Here is a 19,304-nt window from a genome sequence, read left to right as displayed (position 1 = left end):
CCCCGCCCGCCGCGGCCCCCCCCGCCCCCCCCCGCGCCGCCCGCCGGGGGGGGGGCCCGCCCCCCCCCGGCGGTACGGCGGGAGCAGCCGACGGGCGGGCGGGGTCAGCTGACGCTGACGGCGCTCCAGGCCGCGGCGACCGCGTTGTACTCGGCGCTGCCCGACCCGTACAGGTCCTTGGCGGCGCTGAGCGAGGCGACCCGCGCACCCTTGTAGTTCGTGGTGGAGGTCATGTAGACGGTCAGCGCGCGGTACCAGATCGCCGCGACCTTCTGGTTGCCGATGCCGGTCACCGTGGAGCCGTTGCAGGTCGGGCTGTTGTACGCGACACCGTTGACGGTCTTGGCGCCGCTGCCCTCACTGGCGAGGTAGAACCAGTGGTTGCCCACGCCCGAGGAGTTGTGGACGTCCAGCTGGGCGACCTTCTTCGACCAGCAGTCGGCCGAGGCGCCGTCCAGCGAGGGCTTGTCGAACCGGCGCAGCCACGGCGGGGTCGACTGGTCGCTGAACAGGTAGTCCGGGGTGTCGACGGCGTTGGCGGCGTACCACTCCACCATCGTGCCGAAGATGTCGCTGGTGGCCTCGTTCAGCCCGCCGGACTCGCCGCTGTAGCGGAGGTTGGCCGTGGCGCTGGTGACACCGTGGGTCATCTCGTGGCCCATGGTGTCGAGGTCGACCTGCTCGGGGTCGGTCACGCCGTCACCGTCGCCGGTCATCATGCAGAAGCAGCTGTCGGACCACTGGGCGTTGTCCCACTTGGTGCCGACGTGCACGAAGACGGTGGCGCCCTTGCCGTCGTTCTTGATGCCGCTGCGGCCGAAGGTGTTCTTGTAGTAGTCGTACGTCCAGGCCGTGTTGGCATGGGCGTCGACGGCGGCCGTGGCGCGGTCGGTGGAGAACTTCCGCCCGTCGCCCCAGGTGTTGTCCGCGTCGGTGAACAGCACTCCCGAGCTCGCGTTGATGGAGTTCGCCGAGACGTTGCGCGCATCCTTGGTGGTGTGCTTGCGGACGGGGTCGATCAGCGCGTAGCCGCCGCTCTGCGCGGTGGTGTCGATGCCGACGGTGCCGGTGTACTCCGAGCGGCCGGTGCCGGTGGCCTCCTGCTCGGAGTCGTACGCCTCGATCTGCTCGCCGGTGGTCGCGTCGGTGACGACGACCCGGCCCGCGGGCTGGCCGTGCTCGCCGACGCCCGCGACCGTGGTCCGCCAGGCCAGTCGGGGGGTGCCGTCGGCGGCCCAGACGACCAGTTCGGGGGTGCTGGTGGCGGCCGTGATGCCCGGGGCGCTCTGCAGCGCGCGGCCGGCGCTCAGCTCGGCGGGGACGCCCGGGACGGTGGACCGGACGGCGGCGTCGTGCGCGGCCGCCCGGGAGGAGTCGGTGAGGCGGCCCTTGGCGCTCTGGTGCACCACCAGGTCGCCGCCGACGACGGGCAGTCCGCGGTAGGTGCGGTCGAAGCGGACGTGCTGGGTGCCGTCCTGGTCGATCACGACGTCCTTGACCTGGAGGTCCTGGTCGGCACTGAACCCGAACAGGGACGCGTTGTGGGTGACGTTGGCCCTGGCGTGGGCGATCGCCGTGTCGCGGGTGGTGACGGGGGCGGCCGATCCGGTCTGGACGGTCGCGGCGAGAAGCGCCGCGGTGGCTGCGACCGCTATCGCTCCGGGTACGGGGCTACGGCGGCGCGCGGAGGTGGGGCTCACTCGGACTCCTGTGGGGGGTAGCTGCAGGGATGGAGCTGCGTCCGAGCTTGACGATGAGCAGACAATTTGCGCTATCCACCGGAGCGAATCTTGACCATTTCGTAGCCAGGAACGGTCACATTCGGTCAAGAAGACGCCAGCGGACCGGACCTGACGCCCGACCGGCAGCCGACCGCGCCCCGAGGTCCGCCGCCACGGGAACAGGAGGTGCCGCCGCCGCCACGGGAGGGGACACCGCTGCGGAAGGGCACGGCGGCCACGGGCGCGGCGCCGCCGACACGGGCGCGCCCGCTACCGGAACCGCCTGACGTAGCGGCGCTGCCAGGGCGTCTCGACGGCGTGCGCCGAGTAGTGCTCACGGACGTACCCGACCGCATCGCGGGGCGCCACCCCGTCCAGTACGGCCAGGCAGGCCAGTGCCGTGCCGGTCCGGCCGCGCCCGCCCGCGCAGGCCACCTCGACCCGCTCGCCGGCGGCCCGCTCCCACAGCTCGCGCAGGGCCTCGGCGGCCTCGACGCGGTCGGCCGGCAACCGGAAGTCGGGCCACCGCAGCCACCGGGCCTCCCAGGCGACCGCGGGCGGCGGGTGGCCCAGCAGGTACAGCCCGAACGCGGGCACCGACCCGGGCGGCAGCGGGCGGCTCAGCCCCCGGCCGCGGACGAGCCGGCCGGAGGGCAGGAACAGGACACCGGTCGCCGAGCGGTCCCAGGTCGTGGTCACCGGGTGAGCGTAGCCCCCGTCACCGCCCTCGGGTCGCCGTCGGAGCGCTCGGACGCCGGGCCGGCCTCCGACCGCCGCCGGCGGCGCTCCCGGACGGTCCGGACCACCTCCCGGTGATGTTGACCCGTCAGTAACGCCTCCCTATGCTCGTCGGCGTTCACCGTCCGGTGCCCAGGCCCGGCATCAGCGGGAAGGCCCCTGCGATCCGTACCAACACCGCCCACGGCGAGCCCGTCGGGCGCCGCAGGTTCCTCACCTACCTGCTCGCCGCACCCACCCTGACCGTCGCCGCCCGGCTCGGGGCCGACGCCGCCGAGCCGTCGGTCGCGGCGGCGGCCGAGCCCGCCGCCGGCGCGCTGCCCGGCCTGCCGGGGGTGCCCGACGTCGTCGACCTCGGCGACGCGCTCATCCTCGCCGGACTGCCCACCGCCCACCTGCTGGTGCTGGAGGTCACCGCCGCCGGGCGGGTGGTGCTGCACCTGCCGCGGGCCGAGGTGGGCCAGGGCCTGACCACGGCCGTCGCGATGCTGGTCGCGGAGGAGCTGGACGCCCGGCTCGGCGACGTCGACGTGCCGCTCTCGGACGCCCGGCCGGACCTGCTCTTCAACCAGCTGACCGGCGGCTCCAACTCGGTCCGCTCGCTCTACGACCCGGTGCGCGCGGCGGCGGCCGCCGCGCGGGCACGGCTGGTCACGGCCGCGGCCCTGCTCTGGGACCTGCCGGCCGGATCGCTGCGGACCGAGGACTCCGCCGTCCTCGCGCCCGACGGACGCCGCGCCGGCTTCGGCTCGCTGGCCGCGGCGGCGGCGGCCGTCACCGTCCCGGCCGTACCGGGCACGCCCAAACCGCCGGACCGGCAGCGTCTCGTCGGCACGCCCACCGGGCGGATCGACGCCCGTGACATCGTCACCGGGCGGGCCCGGTACGCGGGCGACCTCGACGTCCCCGGCGCAGTGCCGACCGTGGTGGCACGGCCGCCGACGATCAACGGCGGTGTGCAGTCCTTCGACGCCTCGGCCGCCCGCGGCATGCCCGGGGTACTGGCCGTGGTGCCGCTGCCCGGCGGGGTGGCGGTGCTCGCCGAGACCTTCGACCAGGCGATCAGGGCCCGCGACGCGCTCCAGGTCTCCTGGCGGCCCGGCCCGCTGGCCGCCCTCTCGGACGCCGACATCCGCGGCCGGCTGCGGGCCGCCAACCTGCCGTTCCTGGTACCGCCGCTGCTCACCCTGCACGTGGACGGCGAGTTCGACTTCGCGTTCGTCAGCCACGCCCCGATGGAGGTGCTGACCGCCGTCGCCGACGTCCGGCCGGACCGCGCCGAGCTGTGGTTCTCCTCGCAGTCCCCGATCGTCGCCCAGCAGGGCATCGCCGCCGCCCTCGGCCTGCCGCAGGACGCGGTCACCGTCCACGTCGTGCGCGGCGGCGGCTCGTTCGGCCGCCGACTGTTCTTCGACGCCGCCCTGGAGGCCGCGCGGATCTCCCGGGCGGCCGGCCGGCCCGTCAAGCTGATGTGGACCCGCAACGACGACATGCGGCACGGCCGGATGCGCCCGGCGAGCCACCACCGCGTCCGCGCCACCCACGCGCTCGGCCAGGTGCTCACCTACGAGCACCGGGTGGCGACCGTGCAGACCGACTTCCGGCACGGGCTCGGCGAGGCGCTGACCGCCGCCGGCTTCGGTGTCCAGGTCGGCGGGCTGACCCTGAGCCAGGGCTTCTTCCTGCTCACCGAGAAGAACCCGTACCAGCTGGGGGTGACCACCCAGCTGCTCGCCGAAGTCCCGCTCGACGTCCCCACCGGGAGCTGGCGCTCGGTGTACTCGGGCACCGTCCGGGTCGCGGACGAGATCATGGCGGACGAGATCGCCCGCGCCCTCGGACAGGACCCGGTCGCCTTCCGCCGCGCCCGGCTGGGCAGTGCGGGAGCCCGCGCGGTGCTGGACACCGTCGCCGCCGAGGGCCGTTGGGGCCGGCCGATGCCCGCCGGGCACGCCCAGGGCGTCGGATTCCACGAGGAGCACCGCTCCTGCGCGGCCTACCTGGTCGAGATCGACGCCACCGACCCGGCGCAGCCGCGCGTCACCAAGGCCGTGATCGCCGCCGACGTCGGCCGGGCCGTCAACCCGCGCGGGTTGGAGGCCCAGTTGACCGGCGCGCTGATCGACGGCATCTCGGTGATCCTGCAGGCCGGCAACCACATCGACCGCGGCGCCGTCCGGGAGGGCAGCTTCGCCGACTTCCGCTACGCCCGTCAGCGGCACAGCCCGCCGGTCGTGGAGGTGCACCTGATGCCGCCCAGCGGCCCGCCGGGAGGCGCCGGCGAGCTCGGCGTCCCGGCCGCGTCGGCCGCCGTCGCCAACGCGTACGCGCGGGCCACCGGCCTGCGCCCCCGTTCCTTCCCGATCAGCTTCTGAGGGGCCCGAACCGATGCCCAGTCACACCTTCGTCCTCAACGGCCGACCGGTCACCGTGGACGCGCCCGACGACATGCCGCTGCTCTGGGTGCTGCGCGACAAGCTGGGCGTCACCGGCCCCAAGTACGGGTGCGGGGTGGGCGTCTGCCGGGCCTGCACCAGCCACCTCGACGGCGAGGAGTTCCAGCCCTGCACGGTGGCGGTCGGGGCGTGCGCCGGGCGGCGGGTGACCACGATCGAGGGGCTGGCGGACGGTGACGTGCTGCACCCCGTCCAGGAGGCCTGGCTGGAGTGCGACGTGGCGCAGTGCGGCTTCTGCCAACCGGGGCAGATCATGACGGCCGTCGCCCTGCTGCGCCGCAACCCGGCGCCGACGGACGCGGACATCGACCAGATCCAGAACATCTGCCGCTGCGGGACGTACCCGCGGATCCGCGAGGCGATCAGGAGGGCAGCGGCGGCGGGCTGAGCCGGCCCGCGGTCAGCGGCCCTGCGGACGGCGGCCGAACCAGGCGGCCAGCCGGTCGTACAGCGGGGCGTCCGGCGCGATCGGGACTTCGGGGCCGAAGGCGTGTCCGTCGCTCTCCGCGCCCCGGAACTCCGGACGCAGCGCGCCCCGGCCCCAGTCGAGGACCGCCCGGCCGACCGTCTCGTCCAGCTCGTCGGTGGACTGCCCGGTCGCCGTGGCCAGGTCCCAGGTGTGGACGGCGAACTCGGCGGTCTGCTGGTCGACCGCGAACCGGGCGGGCAGCTCGCCCGCACCAGGGACCTCCACGACCCCGTCGAGGTCGCCGGCCCGGCGCCAGGCGGCGAGCAGCTCCGCCGCGCCGGCCGCGAAGGCCGGCTGCCAGCCCGCGGTGACGCGCTCCGCGGGCGCCTTCCAGTCCGGAGTGCCGCCGTTCGCCCGGACGGTGGACTGCTTCAGGTCGTCGAGCAGGTGGCCGACCAGGTCGGTCACGTCCCAGGACGGGCACGGGGTCGGCAGGCCGCCCTGCTCGGGGGTGGTCGCGGCGACGACCGCGCCCGCCTGGCGCAGCGCCCGGGCGAGGAGCTCGACCGGGTCGTCGGAGTCGGGCATGGCTGACCTTTCGAGGCGGTTCGGTGCCGGCCCCACGATGCTGCCACCGCGGCGCCCGCCGGCGGTGGAACGACAGGCCCATGGCGCCGTGGCGCCGCCCACCGCCTACGGCCGACCGGCGGCCGGTCGGTGCCGGGCGTCGAGGGTCGGCCGGGCGTGAGGGGTCAGCCGGCCGTGCGGCGACGGCGTGCGCGCAGCGCGACCACGGCGGCGGTGCCGAGCACGAGGGCGGCGACGGCGGCGACGCCCCGGCCGATCGTCGCGCCCTTCGCCGGCCGCTCCGACGCCGTGGTGGTCACCGCCCGGGCGGTGGCGCCCGCGGGATCCGCCCCGGAGGTGACCGCGGCGGGCCCGACCGGCCCGGCCGTCGCCACCGGGGGCTGCGCCGAGCCCGGGGGCGCGGTCGCGGTCGGCGCCGGGTCCTGGACCACGTCCACCGTCAGCTCCGCCTCGCCCCGCCCCAGCGCCGGGAACCCGGACTCCACCGTGACCGTCCACCGGCCCACCGGCAGCACCTCGCGGGTGCTGAAGGTCGCCGGACTCCCCTGGACCGGCACCAGCCGCCACGGGCCCAGCGTGCGCCCGTCGGGGGACACCGCGCTGAGCGTGGCACCGACCTCCTCGTCCACCGGGTCGCCGTCGTGCTCCCAGCTGGCGACCGCCCGGGGGTGCCCGTCGGGAGCGCCCGCGATCCGGAACCGGATGGTGTCGCCGTGGGCCGCGGCCGGACCGGCCGGGCCGAGGACGGCGAGGGCGGCCAGCAGGGCGGCCGCGGGAAGGGCGGTGAAGCGCTTGCGCGTCGGCAAGGTGACTCCTCGTCGAGTGGTCAGGGGGCAGGGCCCGCCGGGGGTCGGGCCCTGCCGGATCGGACGCCGGCCGTACGGAGGGGGAGCCCCTCCGTACGGCCGGGTGGTGCGTCGGCTCAGGAGGCCTGCTGCACGGTCCAGTTCTGGTAGCCCTGGCTGTCGGGCTGCTGGAGCTCCAGCAGGCGGCCGCCGTAGTACCAGCGGCTGCTGACGCCGAGGACGAGCGGGCCGCCGTCGGCCGTCAGGGTGTAGCTGCTGCCGGCGGCGGTCAGCTTCCACCGCTGGGAGGTCGCGGCCGTGTTGCAGGTCTGCTGCATCACGTACTGGCCCGGCACCAGCCGGCCGCCGGTCTGCAGGCACTTGCCGGAGACGGCGGACTTGATCCGCACGAAGCCGTCACCGGCGTCGTCGAAGAGCCAGCGCTGGTTGGCGTAGCCGGTGCGCTGGTAGCCGATCAGTACGGCGCCGTCGTTGGTGGAGCTGCCCCACATGTCGGCCGACTGGCCGGTGAGGCTGTTGAGCAGCAGGTAGGACTTGCCGGGCACGGTGGGGCCGGTGCCGCCACCGCCGGCGGCCGGGGTGCGGAAGGCCGCCGGGTGGCCGGGCTTGGTGGTGGCCCCGCGCTGGTCGCGCACGGCGACCGCGAAGGAGTAGGCGGTGTCGGGACGCAGCTGGACGACCCGCACCACGGTGGAGCGGACGGTGGCCAGCGCCTTGCCGTTCAGCTGGATCTCGTAGCCGGCGGCGGAGGCCACGGCGGGCCAGCTGAGGACGGCCGAGTTCTGGGTGATCTGGCTCGCGGTCACGTCCGGACCGGCCGTCGGCGCGGGCGAGGAGGTGGGGCTGGGCGAGGCGGTCGGCGTCGGCTTGAGGGTCGGCGACGGGCTCGGGCTCGGCTTCGCGCTGGTGCTCGGGCCGGGGCTGGGCTGGGCGCTGGTCGAAGGGCTCGGCGAGGGGCTGGGGCTGGGGTCGGGCTTGGTGCCGCCGCCCGCGATCAGGAACTGGTTGTTGGCGACGTTCCAGTGCGTGGTCAGGTAACTACCGGGCTGCGGAGCCGTGTTGTAGTAGTCGTCGTGGTTGCAGTCGAGCCGGTCGTCCTTGGCGCGGTCCGGGCAGACCGTCTGCATCTTCGGGTAGTACGGCGCGTCCGAGTAGCACATGATGTCCCACTCGTCGACGCAGTGTCCGGCCTTGCTGGTGTGCGGGGCGCTGTTGTTCACCGCGCCGAGGTTGTGGCCGAGTTCGTGCGCGGCGGTCGATCCGCCCCAGCACCCGGTGTCCGTACGGCCGTACGAGGGGCCGAAGTTGCTGCGGTTGTCCTGGCCGGGCCGCTCGTCCCCGTTGAAGGTGCCGATGCCGCAGTAGACCTGGGCGTCCGCGAAGATCATGTACTTGCGGTCGCGGCGGTTGTAGCCCTGGGCCGCGAGCGCGTCGTTGGCGGAGCCGAACTCGTGCAGCGCCGCCGCCGAGATCTCCACGTCGAGCACCGACACCGTGCAGTCGGCGGCGGTCACGTACCGGACGTGGCGCACGCCGCCGGTCTCCCCGGCACTGGCGTTGTAGATCGCGTCGGTGTCCGCGGCCCACTTCTTGAACGAGGGCAGGTACTGCGCGAAGCGGTCCTGGCCCGGTGCGTGCAGGTAGAGCACCTGGACGCGGTTGCCGGTGGTCCCGTCGCCGTCGCAGACCACCGCGGTGCCCGCCGGGGCGGCGGCGGGAGCGGAGCCGGCGGCCGGAGCGGCGGCGGCAGCGGCAGCGGCGGGCTGGCCGGTCGGGGCCGCGCCCAGCACGCTGCCGGTCTGCGCGTCGATCACCGGGGGCTCACCGGCCAGCAGGTCGGCGGCGGACGGCGCCTTGGCGTCGCCCTCCCCCGGCACCGCCGGTGCCGGGTCGACGGCGGCCACCACCGGCGCGGTGTCCTTGTGGACGTCCACGCCGGCCGGCGGGGCGTCGGGGCCGTGCGTGCAGAGCGCGGCCTCGGAGACCGTGTACACGCCGACGCACGGGTCCTCCTTCGGCGCCGGGCTGAGACCCGTGTAGACCAGGCCACGGGCCGGGTCGTCCTTGGGTATCTCCTTGATCGGCGTGGGCGGCTCGTTGTGCTGCGGCTTCGACGCCGGGGAGGGCGCCGCGGTGCCGTTCGCCGCCTGCCCCACGACGCCGGCGTCCGCCAGCGCGTCGGCGGAGGCCGCCGCGGGGCGCTGAGCGTCCGTCACGGTGTTGACACCGATCACGCTCGCCGCCACCGCGGCGGCCAGGGCCGCGGCGGTGACCAGCAGGGTGCGCGGACTGCGTTTGGGAAGGGCGCGCCTTCGTGACATCTCGATCGTCCTGTCTGCTTGTGCGGAATCGGCTCAGGGCATGCCTGAGCGGGGGTTCGCCGACGAAGGGGTCTGGCGTGGGGGAAGTCGGCCTTGCGGCCGGAGGGTCGAGGGTGTGGTTCGGCCGAGGGTGTGGTTGGGGGGTGCCGTTCGGGCGGAGTGGTCCGGGCGCCGGCCGTCGGTCAGCGGGCCGCCCCGAAGTCCTGCGTCCACCACGGCCCGCCCGGGCCGAAGCGGGCGCCGACGCCGATGTCCTTGAACGCGCAGTTCAGGATGTGCGCCCGGTGGTCGGGGGTGTTCATCAACTCGCCCACCACCACGGCGGCGTCGTCCCGGCCGAAGCCGATGTTCTCCGCGTAGGTGGTCCAGCGGTAGCCGGCGGCGGTGATCCGCTGGGGCGCGGTGACGCCGTCGGGGTCGGTGTGGTCGAAGTACCCGCGGGCGGCCATGTCGTCCGAGTGCCGCTGCGCGGCCTCGCTCAGCCGCGGGTCCACCCGCAGCGGGGCGCAACCCTGCTTCACCCGCTCGCCGTTGAGCAGATCGACGAGGGCGCGCTCGAACGGGTCCAGCGCCACCGCCGGCGCCGGCGCGGCGACGACCGGCGCCGGTGGCGGCACGGTGGCGGGGGTTCGCACCGGCTTGGGACCGGGCGGGGCGGTCGGCGGCACGGTGGCGGGTGCGGACTCGGCGGCGGGTGCCGGGCCCGCGGTCTGCGCCGGCACGGGCGAGGGCTGCGCGGGGGACGGGGTCCCGGGTGCGGTCGGTGGCACGCTGAGGGACGGCTGCGGCTCGGCGGGCGCGGCCACCGGCCGCACCTCGGCGGGGCGCGACCCCTCCGGCACCACGTACGCGAGGCAGGCCACGGCCGCCACCGCGGCGATGCTGCCGAGCACCGCGGGCGAACCGGGCACCTGCCGCAGCGACCGTCGGGCCGCCTGCCGGGCCGCCGTGGCGCCCGCGGTCGGCGCCGGCACGGGGGCGGGCGGTGCTGCGGGGGTGGGCACGGGCGGCGGTGCTGCGGGGGTGGGCGTCGGGGCGGACGGGATCGGGTCGCCGCCCGGGGTCGGCGCCGGGCCGGCGGGCCCGGTCCCGGGGGCCGCGCTCCCGGCCGACCCGAACCCGGTGGGCAGCGCCCCGCCCAGGTGCTCCGGCACCGGGACGAAGGCCAGGCCGGCCAGCAGCCCCTCGGCGGGGACCAGGCCGTTGCGGTGCCCGCCGCAGGCCACGCAGTCCCGGGCGTGACGGGCTATCCGCTTGCGCCACAGCGGGCCGGGCGCGCCGTCCCACGCCTCCGTCAGCGACTCCAGCTCCGCGCAGGCCGGCGCCGCCGACAGCGCCCGGACCACGACCCGGGCCACCTCCAGCTGGGTCTTCATCCGCTGCACCCGGACCGTCACATGCTGCTGGGACAGCGCCAGAGCACTGGCCACGTCCGCCCGGGTCAGCTCGCCGGCGGCCTCCAGCCACCAGAGCGACAGCAGCTCCCGGTCGGTCTGGTCCAGCCAGCGGGTCGCCTCGGTCACCTCCCGGCGCTGGCCGGACAGGCCGAGCCGGACGATGGTGAGCCCCACGAAGTCGGCGCCCGGGTCGGCGACCTCCTGGGCCTCGTGCAGGCCGTCGCAGAACGCGGCGGAGCTGTACGCCCGCTGGTGGCGGCGGACCTCGTTCATGGCGATGGCCACCAGCCAGGAACGGAAGCAGGTCGCGTCGCGCAGGCCGCCGAGCCCGTCGACGACCCGCAGCATGGTCTCCTGCACGACGTCGTCGACATCGGCGTGCCCGCTGAGCGCCCGGCCGACGATGTTGTACACCAACGGCAGGCACTCCGCGATCAGTTCGCCCTGCGCCCGCGCGTCCCCGGCCTGCGCCGCCGCGACCGTGGCGGCTCCGTATGCACTGTTCACCTGCGTCCGCTCTCCCCGTGGACCTGCCCGAAAATGCTCCGACACCTAGGAGACCCGGGGCCGTCGCACGGATAACAGAAATCCCGAACGAGTTCTCGGAGGATCGGGATCCTGCCTTCGGGCAGCCGTCGACGGGAGGCGGGAGGTGACGAGGAGGAGGGCTCGGAGGGGGCGACGAGGGAGGCGGGGAGGCACCCGGCCGGGACCGTCAGGACACTGACGGGGCGCCGGAACGCCGAAACGGCCGCCCCCTCCGAGGAGGGGGCGGCCGCCGGGTGCGGGTGGGATCAGACGGTGATGGTCTGGCCCGGGTAGATCAGGTCGGCGTTGGCGCCGATGACCTGGACGTTCTTGGCGTGCAGGCTCGACACGGAGGTGCCGAACTTGGCGGCGATCTCGCCCAGGGTGTCACCGCTCTTGACGGTGTAGCTGCCCTTGGCCGCGCCGCTGTGACCGGTCGACTTCCACGACTTCACGGCGTCGGTGGAGGTGGACTTCTGCTCGGCGTCCGCCTTCGGCGCCTGCTTGGCGGCCGAGTTGGTGGCGGCCGCGTCCGAGGAGGGGGCGACCGGCTTGACGTCCTTCTTGGCCGGGGCGGCGGGCGCCTCGGCGGCGGTGTCGACAGCGGCGGCCGCGCCACCGGCGGTCAGGCCGGCCTTGACGGAGCAGACCGGCCAGGCGCCGGGGCCCTGCGAGGCGAGCACCTTCTCGGCGATGGCGATCTGCTGCGCCTTGGTGGCCTGGTTGGCCTGCGGCGCGAACGCGGTACCGCCGAACGCGGCCCAGGTGGAGGAGGTGAACTGCAGACCGCCGTAGAAGCCGTTGCCGGAGTTGATGCTCCAGTTGCCGGTGCTCTCGCACTGCGCGACCTTGTCCCAGGTCGACACCGAGGCGGCGGAGGCCGAGTTGGCCGTGACGAGGCCGGCCACCGGCAGGGTCACGACGGCCCCGCCGATCAGGGCCATCCGCACGCGGTTGCGCTTGGTGGCGGTCTTGGTGGCAGCGGCGGTCTCGTTACGGAAGCTCATGTAGGTCCTCTCGACAGTCCCGGGCAGGCATGCGGAACCAGACCCCGGAAGGGCCCGTCTCGCTCGCCTCACTCGATGGGCGGCCGGACACGCAGGAGCGTGCCGCGCCGCCCCGGCAACCCTCCGCACACCTGCGACCCGTTCGATCCGGTCGCTACGGCGGGCACGTTCCGCGCCGGGTGATCCGGCGGGCCGTGCGGTGGGGGTGAACCCGGGTGGTGCTCGTTGCACCGACTCCAATGAAGCTACGGTTCCCGGAGGTTTGGTTCAACCATTGAGGTGTTTCCCCAGGTCAGCCCGACGTTACCGGCGGTATCGATCAAGGAATCATGTCCGAATTAAGGCTATTCGCCATCATTTGCATGATCAAAACGGACATTTCGGTGCCCCGGCTCACAGCGGAACCCCTGTGAGCCCGCCCACACGCACGACACAGAGCCATCACCGGTCGACGGACCGTGGCATTCCGGCCGCCGATCCGCCCGCCGACGGCGGCCCCGGGTGGCGCCCGCCACACCCTCCCCCGCGCCCGACGGACTCTCAACACCCGCAACCCCCGGGAGGACCCGGTGGCACCGGACGTCCCGTCGCCCCGAACACCGCCCCGATCGCCGCACACCGCCCGAGTCACTCCACGGCTCCCGGGGTGGAGAGGAACGCGGCCCGCTCAGACCGGCATCGCGGACCGCACCGCGTAGTACGCCACCAGCCCGTACCCGACGCCGTACGTCAGCGTCCGCGCCCGGCGACCGACCAGGCGGGCACCGGCCAGCGCGCCGAGCCCCGCCAGCGTCTGCTGCCACACCAGCGAGGCTGCGAACACCCCGAGGGCGAACGCCGCCCCCGCCGGGGCACCGACCACGGGCGCCCCCGCTCCGGAGCCGCCCGGACCGGAGCCGCCCGGACCGCCGGCCGAGACCAGCGCGACGAAGTAGAGCGCCGTCGTGGGATTCACCAGCGTCAGCAGCAGGAAGCGGACGAAGGCCGGGGCCGCCCGGGCAGCCCGGGAGCGATCACCGCCGGCGGGCGGGACGACGGCCCGCACGACGGGCGGAACGACGGGCGGAACGACGGCCGAGCGGCGCAGCGAGAGCAGCCCCCTGGCCGCGATCAGGCCGAGCAGGGCGGCGGAGGCGGCCCGCGTCCACACCTCCCAGTCGGCGAGGGCGGTGGCGACCCGGGAGCCGACGGTCACCGCCAGTGCCGCGTACAGGAGGTCGGCCAGTGCGACGGCACTCGCCGCGCTCGCCGCCGGGCGCCAGCCGCGCCGGCCCTCCTCCAGCAGCAGGACGCCCACCGCGCCGAGCGGCAGCGCCACGCCCAGCCCGGCCGCGCCGCCGGCCAGCGCCGCGTGCGCCACCGGTCCGTCCGTCAGAGTGAAGTAGTCGGTCATCGGGCCACCGTCGCGGGTCGGCGGGTGGTTACCCGGCCGAACGGCGCCCGCGGCCGCGATAATCGCGGTATGGACGAACTGGACAGTGAGATCCTCGGTCAGCTGCGGGCGGACGCGCGGATCTCCTACCGCGATCTCGGGGCCCGGGTCGGCCTCAGCTCCAACGCGGCGGCGGACCGGGTGCGGCGACTGATCCGGACGGGCGTGATCCGCGGCTTCACCACGCTCGTCGACCCCGCCGCCGACGGCCGCCCGGGCCTGACCGTCTTCATCGACGTGACGCTCCGGCCGGAGACCGACAGCGACGCCTTCGAGACGGCGGTGCTGCGCCTGCCCGGTGTCACCGAGGCGGTGCACGTCACCGGTGCCCACGACTACCTGCTCCGGGCGCGGGCCGCCGACGCGGCGGCCCTCGACCACCTGCTGCGGCGGCTCAAGCACGAGGCGGGGGTGGCCCACTCCAGCACCCGGCTGGCGCTGCGGATCGCCGCCCGCTGACCGGCGCCCGGCCCCGGCTCACGCTCGGGCGGGGTGGCGGGGTGGCACGGCGGCGTCCCTTCGCCCCGGCCCCGCTCACCCGGCCCCGCTCACCCGTCCCCGCCCGCCGGGCTCAGCCGGCGGCGTCCAGCCCGGCGTCCCTGGCCAGCAGCGCCGCCTGGACCCGGTTGTCGCAGCCCAGCTTGGCCAGGATCCGGCTGACGTACGTCTTCACGGTGGCCTCGCTCATGTGGATCCGCGCGCCGGCGTCCGCGTTGGAGAGGCCCTCGCCGAGCAGGGCGAGCACCTCCAGTTCGCGCGGGGTGAGGCCCTCCAGTCGCCGGCGGGCGGCCTCGGTCCTCGCCACGGCCGGGCCCGCCGGGCCGGCGGCCAGGCTGTCCACGATGAACCGGGTGGCCACCGGTGAGAGGAAGGCGTTGCCGCCGGCCGCCGCCCGGACGGCCTGGATCAGCTCGGCCGGCGCGGTGTCCTTCAGCAGGAACCCGGCGCCGCCGGCGGCCACCGCCCGGAGCACGTTGTCCCGCTCGCCGAAGGTGGTGAGGATCAGCGCCCGGGCGCCCGGCGCCGCCCTCGGCAGTTCGGCCAGCGCGGTGAGGCCGTCCATGACGGGCATCTGGATGTCCAGCAGCACCACGTCCGCGCCGTGGGCGCGGGCGAGTTCCAGGGCCTCGCGGCCGTCGGCGGCCTCGGCCACCACCTCGATGTCCTCGGCCGAGGAGAGGATCATCCTGATCCCGGCGCGGATGAGCGGCTCGTCGTCGGCGACGAGGACTCGGATCACTGCTGGTCCTCCTGGACGGGCAGGGGTCGGCGGGGCGGCTGCGGGTCGGCCCGGCCCCGGCCGCACGGCGGACGGCTCGGTCATACCTTCGCACGGTAGTGCTGCTTGTCGATCAACGTGCCGTCCTTGAAGCAGAACCGGGCCACGTACTCGTCGTCGAAGCCGTCGTGGCCCGGTTCGTCGGAGACGAACCAGAGGCAGGTGGCGCCCTGCGGCGGCGTGGGCCCGGTGCCCTGGTAGCCCTGGGTCAGCAGGCGGCTGCCGGCCGGGAGCTTCGCCCGGACCTCGGCCTCGGAGCCGCCGACGGTGATCGACTCGTAGGTCTTCTTGCTGACCGTGGCGTCGTCCAGCGCGTGGACGAATCCGACGACGCCCCAGACCAGCAGCCCGAGCACGGCCAGCACCACCACCAGGGCGCCGACGGCGCAGCCGACCGCCGGGCTGCGCCGGCCCCGCGGTGCGAGGGCCGCGGTCGGCCCGGTGGCAGCGTCCGGGCCACCGGTCGGGCCGTCGACGCCGTCGTCACCGCCCTCGACGCCCGCCGGCACGCCGTCCTGCTCGTAGGGCAGGACGGCGGCCAGCCGCCAGCCGCCGCCGGCGCGCGGCCCGGCGTGCACCATCCCGCCGACCAGTCGGGCCCGCTCGCGCAGCCCGGTCAGGCCCTGGCCCCCGCTGACCACCGGGGCGTCGGCGGGGCGCTCGGGTGCCGGGCCGTTCGCGACCTCGACCACCAGCGCGTCCGGCTCGTACCGCAGCGCGACGGTGATCGGCGCGCCCGGCGCGTGCTTGTGGGCGTTGGTCAGTGCCTCCTGCACGATCCGGTACGCGGCGTGCTCCGCGGCGGCCGGGAGCGCTCGCTCCTCGCCGCTGCGGCTCAGCTCGACGTCCGCCCCGGCCGCCCGGGACTTCGCGGCGAGCGGCTCGATGCCGTCCAGCCCGCCGCCGGCGCCGCCGACCGCCCGGGCCCCCGGGGGCGCGGACTCCTCGTGCAGCACCCCCACCACCACCCGGAGCTCGCGCATCGCGGCGACGGCCGCCTGGCGCAGCACCCCGACGGCCGCGCGCTGCGGGTCGCCGAGCGAGCGGTCCACCTCCAGGGCGCCGGAGTGGACGGAGATCAGCGCCAGCTGGTGGCCGAGGCTGTCGTGCATGTCCTGCGCGATCCGGTGCCGCTCCCGCAGCCGGGCCTGGTGGGCGATCATCACGCGCTCGCGCTCCAGCTGGCGGTTGCGCTCCTGGAGGGCTTCGAGCAGGGTCCGGCGCTGCGCCCGGTAGCGGCCGGCCAGTGCGGGCAGCGCGGCGATCAGCAGGAAGCCGCCCACGGCCAGCCCCGCGACACCCTTGGCCGGCACCACGTCGTCGCCGCGCCAGACGGCCGTCGCCGTGACCAGCACGAAGGAGGCGGCCATCGCGCCGAGCATGGGCAGCGCCCGGGTGACCCGGTAGCCGGCCGACCAGGCGGCGCAGACCAGCAGCGGGGCGAACCCGTCGATCGCCCCGGCGCCGGCCGCCGTCACCAGCAGGACGGGCACCGGCAGGCCCCGCCGCACGGCGAACAGCAGCGCGGCGGAGGCGGTGAAGCCGATCAGCTCGGGCGGGCCCTGGTGGCCGAGGGACACGATCAGCGCGGTGAGGCCGGCGACGACGAGCAGGCCGACGCCCTCGCGCACGGCCGTCCGACCGCCCCACGGCCCGGGGAGCACCCGGTGGAGGACCCTGCCGCCCAGACCGCTGATCCCGCCGAGACCGCCGAGACCGGTGAGACCGGTGAGCGCCGGGCCGCGGCCGGGCTTGCGGGGTGCCCGTCCGCCGGGCGCCGACGCCGAGGCACCGTCCGCGGCCGGACCCGGACCGGCCGTACCGCCTGCCGTCGTCCCCGAGTCCGCCGTACCGTCCGCTGCCCGCGTCGTCGCTGCCACCCGGCGAGGCTAACCGGCGCCGGGGCCGGCCGGCCGCCCCCCTTCGTCTCGGGCCGCCGCGACGAAAGTCGACGCCGGCCGGGGCGGGGGGACCGGTACCGGGCCCGGCGCCCGCCCCACCGCCCCGGTCAGCGCGGCTGGTAGCGGGCCAGCAGCAGGGCGACGTCGTCCGCGCGGTGGGCCGAGCGCCTGGCGTCGCGCAGCAGCTGGTCGGCGAGGTCGTCGAGGCCGGCCGCCTCGGCATGGGCCAGGGTGGTGCGCAGCCGGTCGATGCCCTCGTCGATGCCGCTGCCCGGCTCCTCCACCAGGCCGTCGGTGTAGAGGGCGAGGACGGAGCCGGGGGCGAGGACCAGTTCGGTGACGGGGAACTCGGCGTGGTTGTCGATCCCGAGCAGCGGCCCGCCGGGCAGGTGGAGCACCTCGGTGTGCCCGTCGGGGTGCTTGACCAGCGGCGGCAGGTGGCCGGCCCGGGCGGCGCAGGCGCGGCCGGTGGCGGGCTCCAGGTAGAGCAGGCAGCAGCTGGCGAGCAGGCCCGGGTCGAGGTCCACCATGAGCCGGTTGGTGCGGCTGAGCACCTCGCCCGGCGGGGCGCCGCCGCTGGCGAAGGCGCGCACGGCGCTGCGGAGCTGGCCCATGGTGGCGGCGGCGCCGACGTTGTGCCCCTCGACGTCGCCGATCACCAGGCAGGCGCCGCAGCTGGTGGTGATCGCGTCGTACCAGTCGCCGCCGATCTCCATGCCCTGGGTGCCGGGCAGGTAGCGGGCGGCGATCCGGATCGACTCGATCCTGGGCAGCCGGTGCGGGAGCAGTGCCTGCTGCAGGCCCCGGGCCAGGGCGAACTCGGCGTCGTACAGGCGGGCGCGCTCCAGCGCCTGGGCGATGAAGCCGCCCAGGGCGGTGAGCAGGCCGCGCTCCTCGCTGGTGAACGGCCGGGACTCGTCGAAGCCGAGGATGCAGCTGCCGACGGGGTGCCCGGAGGCGATCAGCGGGAGGAACGCCCAGGCCCGCATCTCGTCGAGCGGGATGCCGGGGTAGGCGGCGGAGAGCTGGTGGACGGACTCGAAGAAGATCGGGGTGCCCGAGCTGAGTGCCTCGACACCGGGCAGCCGGGTGCCCATCGGGGTGCCCTCGAAGCGGTCGAGGAAGCCGTCCGGGTAGCCGGTCTGGGAGACCAGGTGGAGCCGTTTGTCCCGGACGGTGTAGATGGCCAGCTGCTGACCGCCGAAGGCGGGCAGGATCTGATCGGCCACCGCCCGGCAGACCTCCTTGACGCTGACGGCCTCGGTGAGCGCGCTGGCCAGCTGGAGCAGGTGGTAGGTGGAGCCGATGCCGGGCCGGGCGAGGACCGGCGGTTCGGCGATCGGCGCGCTGCCGCCCGGCGGCGGCTCGGCGGCGACCACCCGGCCGGTGACGCCGTGCGCGTCGGGGTAGAGGGAGAACGCCAGCCAGGTGTCGGGCGGGCGCAGCGCGAGGAAGGCGGTGGGCTGCTGGGAGAGCATCGCGGCCCGGTAGCGGTCCTCGTACACCGGGTCGGCGAGCCAGGGCAGCACGTCCCAGGGGTGGTGGCCGATGAGGTCCTCGCGGCGGGCGGCGAGGAGCAGTTCGCAGCTGCGGTTGACGTAGCCCACCACGCCGTCGGGGTCGAGGGAGAAGACGCCGTCGCGCAGTCGCTCCACGGCGGCCGCGGCGGCGGTTCCGGTCCGGCTGTCCAGGACGGCGCCGACCAGGTGGGAGCGGCCGACCGGCCCGGTGGCCGGCACCCGGCCCCAGAGCTCGACCGGGTACGCGTGGCCGTCCCGCTCCAGCACCCGGACCCGGGTCGCCAGCACCCGGCCGTGGTCGAGGGCGGCCCGGGCGGCGGCCCGGAACTCCGGCAGGTCGGCGGGAGCGATCCGGCCCATCAGGGTCACCGCGCGGCCGTCGAAGTCGGCCGGAGCCACGCCGAACAGCTCGCACATCTCGTCGTCGGCGGCGAGCCGGCCGGTGGCGAGGTTCCAGTCGAAGAGTCCGACCCGGGTGACGGCGACGGCCGGGGTGGGCAGCTCGACGACGGCCGTGTCCCCCGCCGCCTCGATCCGGTGGCCGCCGGCCTCCAGCTCGGCGAGGGCGGCGCCGAGCCGGTTCACGATGGTCCGCAGGTGGCGCCGGGCCCGGTCCGGCACGCCGTGCTGGGAGGCCGGCCAGAGGGCGGTGAGGACGCCGAAGGTGTGCCCGTCCGCGGCGATCGGCACGCAGGCGGAGGAGAAGTCGTAGGGCATGCCGACGGCGAGCTGCGGGAAGCGCCGCATGGTGTCCTCGGTGTCGGCCAGGGTGACCGTCCGACCGGTGCGGTAGCTGACGGCGGCGGGCAGCGGCCCGGCGACGGCGATCCGGCGCATCGGGCTGAGCAGCGACAGCGGCACCCCGGCGACCGTGGTGAGCACCAGCGAGCGGCGGTCGCGCGAGTGCAGGTGGATCGCGCCGCCGTAGGCCTGGGTGGTGCCGAGCGCCTTGCGTACGGCGGCGGCGAGGAGGACGTCGACCTCGTGCCCGGCGGGCCCGGCGACGTTCGCCCGCGGGCGGTGCGCGTCGCCGCGCTCCGCCCTGGTACCGCCGGTCTCGGGCGGGCCGTGCTGGTCCGCCGGTACACCTTGGCGCATCTCTTCTTGCTACGCCGGGGGCCGGGGCCTGTCAAGGCGGACGGCGGGCGGACGGCGGCGTCCTCCCTGCTCCGACCGGTCCGGGCCGCGGTCGGCGTCACCG

14 protein-coding genes are annotated in these 19,304 nt (G+C 75.6%); 3 read left to right on the top strand and 11 right to left on the bottom strand.

Annotated elements, in window-relative coordinates; genetic code table 11:
* Positions 1-104: 104 nt before the first annotated feature.
* Entirely contained in the window at positions 105-1,700 is a 1,596-nt protein-coding gene (locus tag ACFTWP_RS15655) for a M4 family metallopeptidase (protein ID WP_380265064.1), read from the bottom strand.
* A 291-nt stretch (positions 1,701-1,991) separates the two neighbouring features.
* A complete protein-coding gene (locus tag ACFTWP_RS15650) occupies positions 1,992-2,420 on the bottom strand; it encodes a protein-tyrosine phosphatase family protein (protein ID WP_380265063.1) in 429 nt (142 codons plus the stop codon).
* Positions 2,421-2,563: 143 nt separating this feature from the next.
* Here ACFTWP_RS15650 and ACFTWP_RS15645 point away from each other — a divergent pair, with 143 nt between their 5' ends.
* Together ACFTWP_RS15645 and ACFTWP_RS15640 are read left to right on the top strand one after the other, a co-directional pair.
* Positions 2,564-4,834: a molybdopterin cofactor-binding domain-containing protein gene (locus ACFTWP_RS15645; RefSeq protein WP_380265062.1), complete on the top strand. Its 2,271-nt coding sequence runs from the start codon at positions 2,564-2,566 to the stop codon at positions 4,832-4,834.
* 13 nt (positions 4,835-4,847) lie between these two features.
* On the top strand, positions 4,848-5,303 hold the full coding sequence (locus ACFTWP_RS15640) for a (2Fe-2S)-binding protein (protein WP_380265061.1): 456 nt from the start codon (positions 4,848-4,850) through the stop codon (positions 5,301-5,303).
* Positions 5,304-5,315: 12 nt separating this feature from the next.
* On the opposite strand, the gene ACFTWP_RS15635 is transcribed toward ACFTWP_RS15640, so the two are convergent.
* From ACFTWP_RS15635 to ACFTWP_RS15610, 6 genes are all read right to left on the bottom strand, one after another.
* Positions 5,316-5,912 carry a TIGR03086 family metal-binding protein gene (locus tag ACFTWP_RS15635; protein WP_380265060.1) on the bottom strand — a complete coding sequence of 199 codons (597 nt, stop codon included), beginning with the start codon at positions 5,910-5,912 and terminating at the stop codon, positions 5,316-5,318.
* A gap of 164 nt (positions 5,913-6,076) precedes the next feature.
* Positions 6,077-6,718 (bottom strand): hypothetical protein, encoded by a 642-nt coding sequence (locus ACFTWP_RS15630; RefSeq protein WP_380265059.1) that lies wholly within the window; start codon positions 6,716-6,718, stop codon positions 6,077-6,079.
* A 116-nt stretch (positions 6,719-6,834) separates the two neighbouring features.
* A complete protein-coding gene (locus tag ACFTWP_RS15625; protein ID WP_380265058.1) occupies positions 6,835-9,039 on the bottom strand; it encodes an RICIN domain-containing protein in 2,205 nt (734 codons plus the stop codon).
* Between the two features lie 182 nt (positions 9,040-9,221).
* Complete coding sequence (locus tag ACFTWP_RS15620; RefSeq protein ID WP_380265057.1) at positions 9,222-10,943, bottom strand: sigma-70 family RNA polymerase sigma factor; 1,722 nt, start codon at positions 10,941-10,943, stop codon at positions 9,222-9,224.
* Positions 10,944-11,230: 287 nt separating this feature from the next.
* On the bottom strand, positions 11,231-11,971 hold the full coding sequence (locus ACFTWP_RS15615; RefSeq protein ID WP_380265056.1) for a transglycosylase family protein: 741 nt from the start codon (positions 11,969-11,971) through the stop codon (positions 11,231-11,233).
* 667 nt (positions 11,972-12,638) lie between these two features.
* Positions 12,639-13,364: a lysine transporter LysE gene (locus tag ACFTWP_RS15610; RefSeq protein WP_380265054.1), complete on the bottom strand. Its 726-nt coding sequence runs from the start codon at positions 13,362-13,364 to the stop codon at positions 12,639-12,641.
* 69 nt (positions 13,365-13,433) lie between these two features.
* Between ACFTWP_RS15610 and ACFTWP_RS15605 the strand changes: the two genes are divergently transcribed.
* Entirely contained in the window at positions 13,434-13,862 is a 429-nt protein-coding gene (locus ACFTWP_RS15605; protein WP_380265053.1) for an Lrp/AsnC family transcriptional regulator, read from the top strand.
* A 112-nt stretch (positions 13,863-13,974) separates the two neighbouring features.
* Here the strand turns inward: ACFTWP_RS15605 and ACFTWP_RS15600 are convergent, their stop codons facing one another.
* The 3 genes from ACFTWP_RS15600 to ACFTWP_RS15590 all read right to left on the bottom strand — a co-directional run bounded on the left by ACFTWP_RS15600 (position 13,975) and on the right by ACFTWP_RS15590 (position 19,201).
* A complete protein-coding gene (locus ACFTWP_RS15600) occupies positions 13,975-14,643 on the bottom strand; it encodes a response regulator (RefSeq protein WP_380265052.1) in 669 nt (222 codons plus the stop codon).
* 80 nt (positions 14,644-14,723) lie between these two features.
* On the bottom strand, positions 14,724-16,562 hold the full coding sequence (locus tag ACFTWP_RS15595; RefSeq protein ID WP_380265051.1) for a sensor histidine kinase: 1,839 nt from the start codon (positions 16,560-16,562) through the stop codon (positions 14,724-14,726).
* 128 nt (positions 16,563-16,690) lie between these two features.
* The gene (locus ACFTWP_RS15590; RefSeq protein ID WP_380265050.1) at positions 16,691-19,201 is read right to left on the bottom strand and encodes a SpoIIE family protein phosphatase; all 2,511 of its coding nucleotides are present in this window, start codon (positions 19,199-19,201) and stop codon (positions 16,691-16,693) included.
* Positions 19,202-19,304 lie beyond the last annotated feature (103 nt).

The organism is Kitasatospora sp. NPDC057015 (assembly GCF_042673745.1).
Lineage (GTDB): Bacteria > Actinomycetota > Actinomycetes > Streptomycetales > Streptomycetaceae > Kitasatospora.
This window is presented reverse-complemented; position numbering and strand designations above follow the sequence as displayed.

Bases quoted from the DNA above. Each gene is read 5' to 3' on its own strand.
- ACFTWP_RS15645 (WP_380265062.1), top strand. From the start codon at position 2,564: ATGCTCGTCGGCGTTCACCGTCCGGTGCCCAGGCCCGGCATCAGCGGG.
- ACFTWP_RS15640 (WP_380265061.1), top strand. From the start codon at position 4,848: ATGCCCAGTCACACCTTCGTCCTCAACGGCCGACCGGTCACCGTGGAC.
- ACFTWP_RS15635 (WP_380265060.1), bottom strand. From the start codon at position 5,912: ATGCCCGACTCCGACGACCCGGTCGAGCTCCTCGCCCGGGCGCTGCGC.
- ACFTWP_RS15625 (WP_380265058.1), bottom strand. From the start codon at position 9,039: ATGTCACGAAGGCGCGCCCTTCCCAAACGCAGTCCGCGCACCCTGCTG.
- ACFTWP_RS15615 (WP_380265056.1), bottom strand. From the start codon at position 11,971: ATGAGCTTCCGTAACGAGACCGCCGCTGCCACCAAGACCGCCACCAAG.
- ACFTWP_RS15610 (WP_380265054.1), bottom strand. From the start codon at position 13,364: ATGACCGACTACTTCACTCTGACGGACGGACCGGTGGCGCACGCGGCG.
- ACFTWP_RS15605 (WP_380265053.1), top strand. From the start codon at position 13,434: ATGGACGAACTGGACAGTGAGATCCTCGGTCAGCTGCGGGCGGACGCG.
- ACFTWP_RS15590 (WP_380265050.1), bottom strand. From the start codon at position 19,201: ATGCGCCAAGGTGTACCGGCGGACCAGCACGGCCCGCCCGAGACCGGC.